General features: G+C 33.6%; 9 protein-coding genes and 1 pseudogene. 5 read left to right on the forward strand and 5 right to left on the reverse strand.

Translation table 11 applies throughout. The annotated features are described in order from the left end of the window. Nucleotides 1–3: 3 nt before the first annotated feature. Nucleotides 4–1158, reverse strand: coding sequence for a glycosyltransferase (locus tag MA_RS19565; protein ID WP_011023659.1), 1155 nt, complete (start codon nt 1156–1158; stop codon nt 4–6). 78 nt (nt 1159–1236) lie between these two features. Between MA_RS19565 and MA_RS19570 the strand changes: the two genes are divergently transcribed. Both MA_RS19570 and MA_RS19575 read left to right on the forward strand, forming a co-directional pair. After that, nucleotides 1237–2340 carry a glycosyltransferase family 4 protein gene (locus MA_RS19570; protein WP_011023660.1) on the forward strand — a complete coding sequence of 368 codons (1104 nt, stop codon included), beginning with the start codon at nt 1237–1239 and terminating at the stop codon, nt 2338–2340. A gap of 62 nt (nt 2341–2402) precedes the next feature. Next, on the forward strand, nt 2403–3458 hold the full coding sequence (locus MA_RS19575) for a glycosyltransferase family 4 protein (protein WP_011023661.1): 1056 nt from the start codon (nt 2403–2405) through the stop codon (nt 3456–3458). Between the two features lie 2 nt (nt 3459–3460). Here MA_RS19575 and MA_RS19580 read toward each other — a convergent pair whose 3' ends face one another. Next, nucleotides 3461–4489, reverse strand: a complete 1029-nt coding sequence (locus MA_RS19580; protein WP_011023662.1) for a glycosyltransferase family 2 protein — start codon at nt 4487–4489, stop codon at nt 3461–3463. Between the two features lie 339 nt (nt 4490–4828). Here MA_RS19580 and istA point away from each other — a divergent pair, with 339 nt between their 5' ends. Together istA and istB are read left to right on the forward strand one after the other, a co-directional pair. After that, a complete protein-coding gene (gene istA / locus MA_RS19585; RefSeq protein ID WP_011023663.1) occupies nt 4829–6073 on the forward strand; it encodes an IS21-like element ISMac3 family transposase in 1245 nt (414 codons plus the stop codon). Continuing rightward, nucleotides 6070–6843 (forward strand): IS21-like element ISMac3 family helper ATPase IstB, encoded by a 774-nt coding sequence (gene istB / locus MA_RS19590; protein WP_011020063.1) that lies wholly within the window; start codon nt 6070–6072, stop codon nt 6841–6843. Before istA ends, istB begins: the two co-directional genes overlap by 4 nt. A 300-nt stretch (nt 6844–7143) precedes the next feature. Here istB and MA_RS19595 read toward each other — a convergent pair whose 3' ends face one another. The 3 genes and pseudogenes from MA_RS19595 to MA_RS19605 all read right to left on the reverse strand — a co-directional run bounded on the left by MA_RS19595 (nt 7144) and on the right by MA_RS19605 (nt 10743). After that, entirely contained in the window at nt 7144–8430 is a 1287-nt protein-coding gene (locus tag MA_RS19595) for a transposase (protein WP_011020086.1), read from the reverse strand. Nucleotides 8431–9023: 593 nt separating this feature from the next. Continuing rightward, nucleotides 9024–9236 (reverse strand): annotated as a pseudogene (locus MA_RS19600) (IS630 family transposase); the annotation flags it as partial. Nucleotides 9237–9555: 319 nt separating this feature from the next. Beyond that, nucleotides 9556–10743: a polysialyltransferase family glycosyltransferase gene (locus tag MA_RS19605; RefSeq protein WP_011023665.1), complete on the reverse strand. Its 1188-nt coding sequence runs from the start codon at nt 10741–10743 to the stop codon at nt 9556–9558. A gap of 638 nt (nt 10744–11381) precedes the next feature. Here MA_RS19605 and MA_RS19610 point away from each other — a divergent pair. Then, entirely contained in the window at nt 11382–12860 is a 1479-nt protein-coding gene (locus MA_RS19610; RefSeq protein WP_011023666.1) for a lipopolysaccharide biosynthesis protein, read from the forward strand. The last annotated feature ends 75 nt before the right edge of the window (nt 12861–12935 follow it).

The raw sequence follows: 12935 nt of genomic DNA on the forward strand, positions 1-12935 counted from the left end.
AAATTAAATAGATTGTATTAATTCGATGTAACGGTTTATAATTTTATCCCATTTTTGATCCGGAGCTTCATAACACTCGTTCTTTCCAAGAAGATTCAGAATAGTTTGCCGGATGGATTCTACATCTCCGGGGGGAACAAAAAAAGTACCTTCATATCCAGCCATAGATTCTTTCAGGCCGCCTACCTCAGAAACCACAACCGGTTTTCCAAAAGACATGGCTATATGCGCAATTCCGCTCTGGGAAGCTCTAAGGTAGGGCAAGACCACCACATCTGCAGCGCTGAAGTAAAGGCTTACTTTTTCATCGGGGACATATTCGTCCACAATCGTAATCCTGCCGGAGTAAGGGGAAGCTTCGATCTGGTCAAGAAGTTCTTTGCGGTCTTCCCAGATTTCTCCGACAATCAGTAGTTTGCTTTTCTCAAGGATTTCAGCAGGAAGCTGTTCGAAAGCCCTGATAAGATAAGGGATACCTTTGTATTTGCGAATTAAACCGAAAGAAAGGATAACAAATTCTTCTTTTATTGAGAGAGTTTTTTTTGCTTCTTTACTGTCAAGCACTTTCCCATACTGGTCATAGAGGCCGTGAGGAATTACATGGATTTTTTCAGGGGCAATTGCATACCTTTCTGCAACAAGCTTTTTGTCAGATTCGGAATGGGTAATATATGCATCAAGGTTTTTACGGAGCAATTTTCCCGTTATTTTTGAGTATAAACGGATAGGTAGTATAGACTCTTCAAAAGGGTCCACGACTTCATGGAACTCAATGATTATTTTAGGTTTGTTAAGTACACTTGCAAAGAACTTAAGCAAAAGGTGCATGTGCGCAACTGAAGAAGTCCACCACTGTAAAACTATGACATCAGGTTTATGTAATTGAATAAAATTGTATGCTCGGACCCACGTCAAAGGATTATTATAGTCCATTCCATCAAAAACGGAAATTTCAGGTGAAAAACTCAGGTCTGAAATGTCTTTTCCTACATGAGATTTACCTGGGAAAAGAAAGGTTGGCAGGAGCTGCCGAAAGCAGACAACAGAGACATCTTTTTCCGCAGACATCGCGTTTGCCAGACGAATTGTATAATAACTGATACCACTTAAAAAACGCTTAGAAGGTCCGACTATGCAAATGCTTTTGTGGGATGCCATTGACCTTAACTATCACATTATCTTTATATTAAGCTAATGCATTAGACTGTATAAGTACCTGGATAGAGAGGTTCAGTTTTGAAAATAGCCCAGATTTGCCCCCGCTATTTCCCTGATATTGGAGGAGTAGAAACGCATGTCAAAGAGATTAGCGAGAGGTTGGCCAAGGCAGGGCACGACGTTGAGGTCATAACGACAGACCCGACGGGAAAATTGAACAAAAGGGACACCATAAACGGGGTAAAGATTATCAGGTTCAGGTCTTTTGCCCCCGGCAATGCATACTATTTTGCTCCTCAGATCTATTTTTATCTTAAAAAACACAATTATGACGTGATTCACGCACATAGCTATCACGCACTTCCGGCGTTATTTGCAGCCCTGGGAAAACGTAAAAGAAGATTTGTGTTTACCCCACATTATCACCGGAGCGGGCATACCGCTTTTAGAAACCTGCTGCATAAGCCGTACAGATTTTTAGGAAATATTATTTTTTCACGGGCAGACACGATAATTTGTGTGTCTGAGTACGAAAAAAAACTTGTTGAATCCGATTTCAGGGTTCAGGGAAAAACGGTAAAAATTCCAAACGGGATTAACTTTAAAGAGTTTGAACACCTGAAGCGCCATCAAAAGAAAGATGAAGAGAAAATCCTCCTATATGTGGGCCGCCTGGAAGAATATAAAGGAGTACAGTACATTATTCAAAGTCTGCCTGAGCTCCGGGATTTCAGGCTAAGGGTTGTTGGAAAGGGACCCTATGAAGAAGAACTCCACGAGATGGCAAAGGACCTGGGGGTATCTGAGAGGGTTGAGTGGTTAAAAAACCTGTCAAGAAGAGAACTGCTTGAATGTTATGCATCATCTGATGTGTTTTTGATGCTTTCTTCTCATGAAGCATATGGAATAACAGTTGCAGAGGCGCTGGCTGCAGGGACTCCCTGTGTGGTTGCAAAAGGAAGTGCGCTTGAAGAGTTTGTGGATGGGAAGAACTGTGTGGGGATTGAAAACCCGGTAACAGTAAAAAAAGTGATAAAAGTGATAGAAACTCTTCAAAAACTTGAGATAAATGAAGGAGAATGGAATTCTGGAAGACTGAAAGGAATAGTTGACTGGAATGATATTTCAGTGAGAATCGAGAAACTATACAAAGACATTGAAATAATTATTCAGAATAAATAATATATTATTTAGTTAGGGAAGAAATTTTATGAATTATTCCCAGGTTTTAGAGGAAACGAAATATGGAAATAGATTATATAAACGGCCTGAAAACAGATGAGATATTCGGGATGTCAAAATATCAAAGTGAGATTCATAAGAGGTTAGAAAATGTAAAATTAAATCGGATAGAATATCCTAATATATCAAAAGTAACTGGAATTAATAAAATTGTAGAATATTCTGTATATCCATTTATTGTAAAAAAAAAAGTAATTAAGAATAATATTAAGCATGTGACCCGTCAAGATCTAGCATTTCTCCTAGTATTGATGAAATTAAAAAGAACCATCGTTACTTGCCACGACATCATACCGATATCATATTATAAGACCCAGAGCCCTGTTTGGAAACTTAATGGAAAAGGATTAAGGAAAGCAGAAAAAATAATAACTGTATCAGAATTCTCCAAAAAGGAAATTGGTAAATATATAAAATATCCGGAAGAAAATATTGAGATCATACATCCCGCAGTGGATCATAATTTGTACTATCGAAATAGAAACAAAATGATTTTAAAAAAATATGGGATAAAGGATAACGAGAAAGTAATTCTCTATGTTGGAGCCGAAGAGCCGAGAAAAAACGTTCAATTTATAATAAACTCATTCAGCAACTTAAAGAAAAGAATTCCAGAAGTAAAATTATTAAAAGTTGGGATGCCAAATTATCCTGGAGTAAGAAGAAAACTCATTCAACAAATAGAGTCTTTAAACCTGCAGAAAGACATTATCTTTGCAGGGTATGTATCGGAACTCGCATTGGCAGAAATATACAATGCTGTAGACTTGTTCGTATTTCCATCTTTGTATGAGGGATTCGGAATACCTCCTTTAGAAGCAATGGCTTGCGGAACCCCCGTCATAACCTCAAACACATCCTCACTACCTGAAGTTGTGGGAGATGCTGCAATTCAGATAAACCCTTATGATGTTGAGAAATTTGCTGAAGAGATGTATGAAGTACTGACCAATGAGAGACTCAAAGAAGAAATGATCAGAAAAGGACTGGAAAGGTCGAAAATGTTTAGCTGGGAGAATTCAGCAAAAAAAACATTGAAAGTTTACAGAGAAATGTAACCTCAGGTCATAATTCCATCTCTAATCCCCTTAAAGAATGAAATAAGAGATGGCAACATTTCCTTAGTTCTTTGACGATAAAAAATGCCACCAACAACAAGCCACATTCGAAATCCAAAAAAATAAATTAGGCAAGAGACATACTGGCTCTTTGATGCATGCTTTTTCATGAACCAAAATCGATTTCTTGTGTAATGATAAAGAGTAAAACCAGTTATTTTATTACTTGTGGCTCCACCTTTGTGCCATATCTTCCCTATTGGTACGTAAACTATTCTATAGGATGCTTTATGAGCACGTACGCACCACTCAGATTCTTCCAGATATGCAAAATAATCTTTATTCAGATACCCAATTTTATGGAATAATTCAGTTTTTGCAAGTAATGCACAACCTATTACACTGTCGACATCCTCTGGCTCGTCAGAATATTTACTTTCACGTGATGTCAGATTAACTACTTCACCCTTGTTCCAATAAATTTTTGCACCAGCAGACTGAACTTCAAAAGGGTTTTTATATTCGTATACAGTTGGCCCTAGTACTCCTATATGCGAATCGTTCTCTGCCACCTTTATCATTTCATTTAAAAAATAAGGATCAACAACGGTATCGTTATTAAGTAAGAGAATGTAATCTGGATTGAGATTGTTTAAAGTAAATCTAATACCAATATTATTTCCTTCAGCAAAACCATAATTATTATCATTTTTTATAAGAATCAAATTTTTTCTTGAAACTGGATTTGTAATTGTTTCTTTTATTGGAACTGAGTTTTCCAGCTCAGCCTTAGAATATTCTTTGACATAAATTGGTTTATTTTCCTGGGAAAACTTAAAGAATGTAGATTTAACTTTAGTTTTTCCATCAGCATAGTTTTTTATTTTTTGAATAGAGCCATCTTTTGAGCCATTATCGACTACTATAACTTCGTAAAGGGGATACTCGATTTGATAAACAGACTCTAAACATTCTACGGTGTCTTCCCAACCATTCCAGTTGAGAATTATGATGGCGACTTTTGGGTTCATTTTTCAAATCTCTAATATCTATATAATCTCCATTATGTTTAAAATTTCATATACTTGTTGATTAATTATTACTCTGACGATAACCTTATAAAACCAACATTTGAGGTTATCTTCGAGCTATAAAAATATTTAAACTAATATTCTATCGTTATCAGAAAATATAATTCATGGAAATCACAATAATCATAATTAACACAAAGAGATAGGTATATATAGTCACCATTTAAATAGTATGGCATTTTGTGTATAAATGTCAAGGGCGGTTAAGAATCTTCCAATTTCGGCGGTTTAAAAACTTCCAATTCTCAATCCTTGTGAAAAGTTCGAGGATTGTAGATAATGCTGAAAACGGAGGAATGGCTATTGATACGAGATTTGTATTCACAAGGCTTCAGCATCAGTGAGATCTCTAGAAGAACAGGTTATGCTAGGGAAACTGTGAGGAAATATCTTAAAAAGAAAACTGCCCCAGAACCTCAGAAACGTCCGCCAAAACCGAGTAAACTTGATCCTTTCAAACCTTACATACAAGAAAAACTCAAAGAAGGTCCTTATACTGCTGTTCGCCTTTATAGGGAAATCAAAGAAATGGGTTTTGATGGAGGAAAAACCATAGTCAAGGACTTCGTAAGAGAAGTCCGACCTAAACAGGGAGTCCCTGCTGTACTCCGCTATGAAACAAAACCAGGTGTACAGGCTCAGGTTGACTGGGCAGAGATGGGAACAGTTGAGGTTGATGGAAAGGTAAAGAAACTCTTTTGCTTCAACATGATTCTTGGATATTCAAGAATGAGATATGTTGAATTTACACTGAGCATAGACACTCCCACTCTTATTCAGTGTCATCTGAACGCTTTTGAGTACTTTGGAGGATTTACACAGGAGATCCTCTATGATAACATGAAACAGGTTGTTATCAAAAGAGCCTTAAAATCATCAGATTCCGAATGGAACCCACAGTTTGAGGATTTCTTCAAATGCTTTGGTTTTATTCCAAGGTTATGCAGGCCTTACAGGCCTCAGACAAAAGGGAAAATTGAAAATACAGTCGGTTTCGTCAAGAGGGATTTCTTCCTTGGAAGAAGGTTTACCTCTCTCGAAGACCTGAACGCCCAAGTTCACAGATGGTTGGAAAGGGTAAATTCAACTGTCCACGGAACAACCTATCAAATCCCTCTTGAACGCTTTAAGGAGGAGAAACTGAGCCCTCTGGATCAGGTTCCTCCTTACAAAGTTGTCCATAAGGAGACCAGAAAGGTCTCCAGAGACTGTTATATTTCGTTCCTTGGAAATAAGTATTCTGTTCCTTACAGGTTTGCAGGGAGAACTGCAGAGCTTCAGATCCTTGAAGGAATATTCGAGGTCTATGTTGATTATGAGAAAGTCTGTGAACATGAAATCCTTCCTGGAAACTGCAGAGTTTCAAGGAAAAAGGAACATTTCCAGGGTCTCCTGAGTGAGATTCTTAAAGAGAACTCAAAATGCAAAAAAGATTCACAGATCCCGTTGAAGTTCTCAGATCCCGAAGTTGAAAAAAGGTCTCTTGATGTCTATGAAATATTTAGTGAAGGTGGTTTTGAATGAACAACTTCACCTATGAGAGACTTCACAATAACCTGCAATACCTGAAACTTAATTCTATCGAAGAGCTTCTGGATAACTACCTTGAAATTGCTGCAAGGGACAACAAGACAACAATGGAAGTCCTTGATTACTTGTTTGAACAGGAAAAGAAACACAGAGAAGCTGTTGCAATTGAGAGAAGGATGAAAAGTGCAGTTTTTCCCGTTAAAAAGACTCTTGAGGAATTCGATTTTGAATTTCAGAAATCCATTGATAAAAAAGCAATCGAAGACCTTGCAACCTTGAGATTTGTTCATAATTCAGAGAATGTCGTTTTCCTTGGTCCTCCCGGAGTTGGAAAGTCTCATCTTGCAATCGCTCTTGGGATTGAAGTAGCAAAAGCAGGGATTTCGGTTTACTTTACCAATACAGGAAACCTTATCGAGAAGTTGAAAATAGCAAATCGAGAAGGAATGCTTGAAAAGAAACTAAGGGACTTGATGAAATATAAAGTGCTGATAATTGACGAAATAGGGTATCTCCCATTTGACGAAGAAGGAGCTCACTGCCTATTTCAGCTGATCTCAAGACGGTATGAAAAGAGTTCAACGATCTTGACATCAAATAAATCATATGGAGAATGGGGAGAGATATTCAAGGACCATGTAATAGCGGCTGCTGTACTTGATAGGATTCTCCACCATTCAACTACGATTAACATCAAAGGGGAAAGTTACAGGCTGAAAGAAAGGAAGAAACAGGGAATAAAAACAGGAAATATATGCCAGTAATTTCTAAAAGTTTATGAAAAATTGAGTAAAATTTATATTAAAAGGTTGGCAAATTCTAAACCGCCCAAAATGGAAAAAAGTGAGTCTTTTTAATTTTTTCTGGTTTTTCTTCAATCTCAAGACAACCACAAAATTTTATCCCAATTTGAGCAAATCAATTCACTCATTTAAAAATGTTGATTCATTCACACAAGCATCCACCAAAATTTTCCAAATTGTGGAACTATTTTTGTGGGAATTTCCGACAGCTACAGCTATAAGCCATCAAGTTTAAGAACTAATTATTCTCCAATTCTAGCATTATCCATATTGGAATCTTGCTCTCATTAAAGGTGAGAAACCTTTCCATTTTCCAGTGCTGAAACACCGTTTGTTGAAAAAAGTAAATAGATTGTAACAAAAATTAGTTAGTCCATTATCGGTTTTGAATGACCTTACTTTGTCTACTATATCACATATCAAAGAAAATATTTGTTCCATTGTATTATCTGTCTCAGGTGTAAAACCTTTTTTCAAGAAGCTCACATTCTTGCTGAAAATCTCTTCGGCATAAGAAATCGCTTTATGAGACGCTTCAGAAAGTTCAAGATCAGAGTTAAATTCTCGTATCTTCTGAATATGCGCAACAGCACTGATAACCGTATCAGAAAGTATCAATTGAGATATCTCATTGTAGGTAATCTTATCGTTATCTGGAATCTCTTCAACAGAACTGAATTCCTCATAATACCTCTTACTAACGTTTTTTAATTGATGAAACACACAAAAAGAATGAGTCACTTCAGGAAAGACCATTTTTACGGCTCCAATGATCGCTTTATCCTCATCAGAAACAATCTTTTTGATTTTATCTTCAGGAAATCGGTTCTTTATTCGTATAAAAAGAGGCATCAGAGCCTCAATTGTTGGTAACCTCTCAGTTACTTCAAAATCTAAAATGACCTTCTCTTTGGTAGCAACAACGTAAACAGATTTATATCGCATTTTTTTCCATTCTTTCTTTGTGAGTTTCGTTCCAATAAATTCTTCAAGCTTTTTTTTCCATCCATTCTTGATCCAATTCCCATCAACATACAATGTTTCTTCAAAGCTAACTCCTTGGTTCAAAAGTTCTTGCTTTGAAAGTTTTGCTAGTTTCTGTTCATATAACCACAATGAAGTGGGACAAGGAGCTCTTCCACAGACATTTATTACTCCTTCTGTATATGTTTCCCCAATTCGCCGAGAATTGTGCAGACTGCATCGTCCATCGTATCTGACATTTATTTGTGTATCATAATATTCAGAACTGTAATTTGCAGAACCCTGAACACCAATAACCCGATCATGATAATGTTTCTTACAAGTGGGACAAAGCCAGTATGTAACATTGAGAGATATAGTGCCGTAACGTGATATAATAAAACGAGTGTGATGAGAGTTAACATGTAATTTACTTCCACAACTATCACACTGAGTAGGGGAGAATATAGAGAACATAGGATAGTATCGATTTTCAACCAAAACTTTTGGCAAAGGAATTATTATTTTGCCGTCAACTATCGTTTTTATCATTGATTTATCTATTGCAATGTTTCCTTTTCCCATAAATAGAAAAAATATATCAATATAATTAAAATTTTATTGTTTTGCACGATATAGAGGGAAAACGAAAAACCAGAAAATAATAAAAAGTCTCAAAAAAGTTAACCGCCCTTGACAATAAATGTACGTCTCTGCCAGAAGTCATCCAGTTCTTGTTTCAATACTTTAATATTTTTGAATGATTTGAGGTTCTACCAAAATTGATAAAAATACTCTAAAAGCAAAAAAATCGGTCAAAATCACTTATTTTGATAAAAAATTACCTTTAAAGCCTCTAAAATAATACTTCAAAATGTCTTTGAATACGAGTTAAGCTCAAAAATTGATATAATATTACATTTACTTCAAAAATTAGAATTTATTGCAACTTATTTCCATAAATTACATAAAAACATAAATACTTATTATGTTTTGAAAGCTTAAATGAAGTTTATTTCCTAATTAATGAGTTATTTATTACTTCAATTTTAATTATAGATAAAAATAACAAATTAAATGGATTTTAAGTTGTTATTAGGTAAATTTTTTACGAGATAAGCTATGCTGTTAAATATTAGCGGAAATAAAGGGATTATGTGAAAAATGGCAAAACCTCATTTTATTGATGTTATCTTTTCTCTTGTTGTTTTCCGGCAAAATTCTTTTGGGTTTCTATCTGGAGCAGCTGGAGGGAAAAATAGTATTTTCAACCACTGCTTGTTATTTTGATAAAATTCCTTTGCCTTTTTGGATCTACGCCATGTAGTTCTGTTCGGTATAAGGAATATCTTTACCCCTATATCTCTCTTAAAATCGAATAATGATTTTAGAGTCTTTTTAATTTTTTCTGGTTTTTCTTTGATTTCAAAAAGAATCACAAAATTTCATTCGAAATTAAGTAAAAAATCCAGTCTACTTGAAAAGTTGATCCATTCAGATTGGTACTTTCAAAATATATTCCACTATTGGGGAGATTCTTGTGCATTAGTCATCTGTTAAAGAATTTTCATACTCAAAGGCTATTGATTTTGCACCAGAAGCCGCATTAAGTTTTGGCCTATTTACATGAAATCAATACCAGTTCAAGTCTACAACAGGAGTGAACGTTTGGTAAATATTATATAAGTTGAAGTAATTTCTCATGATTTATCACTTAACCGGAGACACATGAATGTCAATTGTTATTTCTTCTAAAGTTTTGAAACAAACAATATTTCCAAATAAATTTTTGAACTCTGTTCTGGAAACATCTAATAGAGGATCTTTTGTTTTTTTCATTAATTTATCAATAATGCTAACAGAAAAAACGTTATAAAAAATTTTGGCTGTGACTAATGCCGTGCTGGTAAAACCAACAACCAGATTTGGATGCAGATACAATATTTTTTCTAAAGAAATGCTTTTATCTAACAGAATAGTATTTTCATTTTCAGAAATTATCATATCATATTTAAAAATATCTTCTCTTGGATGCGGTTTTATTATGCATATAATTCCTTTTTGTCTTAGAAATGTTATCGTTTCATTTATACATTCTATATAATCGTTAATGTCAACCTGATTATATTCCACAAACGGTTGAGTCGCAATAATCGCCCAGTTATTATTAGATAAAATTTGCTCCATCTCTGGACTAGTATATTTATTTAATGATAGTACATTTTGATAGGATTCAATTACAGATCGATTTTGAATCAAACAATTTGAATTATGGGAAAATAAGCAACGATCTCCTACTTTCAATTTTTTTTCGAAAACTGCATTTAAAGCATGAAAAAACATTAATTGAAAAGAATCACTAACAACATCAGTTAGCCTCTTTTTTTCGACATTCTCTTGATCATATTTTGAAGTTAATGTCCAAAAATCTTTACTAAAATATGTTCCAATTCCCTCATCAATCAAAATGAACTGGGGAGAATATTTTTTTGCAATACTTTCATTTTCAAAAGCTTCTAAAATTGTGTATGTAATGTTCATTACAGAAATAATATATATGTTTTTGCCCAAATTACATTTATCTCTTAATATTATTTCTGACCCTTTTATTAATTTAATTGCAGTTCTGAACTGCTGGAAACAACTTAATTTTTCTGAGTTTTGCGCATAAATAAGCTTCACATCAGAAAAATTTGTGCATATAAAATGAGTTTCATCTACTAATATTCCATTTTTAGAATGTGGATAAACAACAATTAATCCATTCAATTTTCGATTATATTTAGTAAAAAGATCATATGCAAAAGCATCTACCCCCAAAGCATGAAATGGTGAGATCACAAACGCTATAAAATCCAGATCATTATTTAATAATTCATTCATGACTTGTTCATTCATAATGCCCTCAACTCAATATTGTAAACTCAATATTGTAAACTCAATATTGTAAACTCAATATTGTAAACTCAATATTGTAAACTCAATATTGTAAACTCAATATTTTAAGCTATCACTCTTGTATTTTATCTTAGCTGGAATAGCTACTCATAGATTTGTGGAAAAAAAGAGATATACCGGATCAAATATAAGACTCTTCACTATAGTAACTATTTAAAAATGATTTTGAGATGGTAAATGTACTTTTTGGATAAATAAATAGCTATGATCTATTGGCTTTATAGAAAACCTATCTCAATCAGCGTCAAGAGACTGAAACTAACTATGAAAATATAGATAATATTATTCAGTTCAAATTAATGTAGATTTGTTGTTTCATAGGATTCTACAAAGCCGATCTGTTTTTTACATTTAAAGAAGTTTGTCAATTCTGGCACAAGATCTATTAGAAGAAATTCTTATATAGATATGTTTAGGCATTAAATTTATTTATAAGTATGCGTATTGGACATAGTTTTCTTTGTTTAGACGGAAGTCATAACTGATGGCATCGATATCAAAGTTACTTTTAACATAATTTTGTTTCATAAATCTTCTACTTCGCCGTAGATCTCCTACTTCACGCTGGAAAGAATAATATGAATGAAAAAAAAATTAAAAGTAATAATGAAAATCTCCTGTTAGTTAAACGAATTGGACTAATAGGACTTACCAACTTCCTCCTAAGTTTTAGTGGAATTATTCTATTGCCGATTCTTACAAAAACTTTATCTATTGAAGAATACGGCTATTGGGTCCAGATTGGAGTTACTGTAGGAATAGTAACAGTATTAGCTATGCTTGGGTTGCCTTTTACATTAGTTAGATTTTTAGCTCCATTACATAAGAAGGAAGAAATACTTGAAATATTTTATTCAATATACGTCATACAAATTCTAATAAGTATTCTGGTTAGTTCAATATTTTTTATTTTTTCCAAAGAAATAGCTTCAATATTATTTGAAGGAAATAGTTTAATAGTAGAGATTATGGCATTGATTGTTTTTTTTGAGTGTTGTAGTTCTTTTCTTATTGGGTATCTTAGAGCAAGAGAACAAATAAAAAAATACTCAATATTAAATTTAATAAAAACAATATTGCAAATAACCTTAATTTCCTACCTGGTGCTTTCTGGAAAGGGAATAATAGGTGCAGAAATAGGATTATTATGCAGTTCAGTATCAGTATTTCTTGTGTTAAATTATATAATCATTTCAGAAATTGGTGTGAAAATTCCAAGGTTTAAAAACATAAAGGAATATCTTAATTTTGGCATTCCCACGATTCCTGGCAATTTATCTAATTGGATAGTTAATGCAAGTGATCGCTATGTCATTAATTATTATCTGGGCCCTGCATCAGTAGGTTATTATTCGCCAGGATATTCACTTGGAAGTATTTTAGATATGTTTTCTTTCCCTTTGAATTTCATATTACCAGCCACATTATCCAGGTATTATGACAATAACAATATAGATGAAGTTAAGAACATATTAAGTAATTCACTTAAATACTATTTACTGATTGCAGTTCCTTCATTTTTTGGTATATCACTTCTATCTAAATCATTGCTTACTACTCTTACAACCCCTGAGATCGCATCAAGAGGATATTTAGTTACACCTTTTGTCGCATTAAGTTCTTTATTTTTAGGAATTTATACAATACTCCAAAAAATTGTAGTCTTAGAAAAAAAAACAAGTATCGGCGCTAAAATTTGGTTAATCTCAGCCTTAATAAACATAGCATTAAATGTCGTGCTCATACCAAGTTTTGGAATAATAAGTGCTGCATTTACAACATTACTTGCCTTCACAGTCAGTTTAATCTTAATATTGAGATCAACACGTTCTTTTAAAATATATGTTGATTATAGATCTGTTTTAAAAATAATAGTATCTTCACTTATTATGTCAGTAATACTAGTTTTGAATAACCCATCAACACTTATCGAAATATTTTTTACAATAATAATATGTGCGATTGCATATTTTATAGTTCTACATATATTCAAAACATTTGAATATGAAGAAACAATTATTAAAAAAAAATTAGCGATTATTAAAAAAAAATTGTAACTATTCAACCTCCCACAACAAATCGATTAATATTGATTTCTCTGAAAACGAAGTATCTGAGAAATGGAAAAACGT

This window comes from Methanosarcina acetivorans C2A (assembly GCF_000007345.1).
Lineage (GTDB): Archaea > Halobacteriota > Methanosarcinia > Methanosarcinales > Methanosarcinaceae > Methanosarcina > Methanosarcina acetivorans.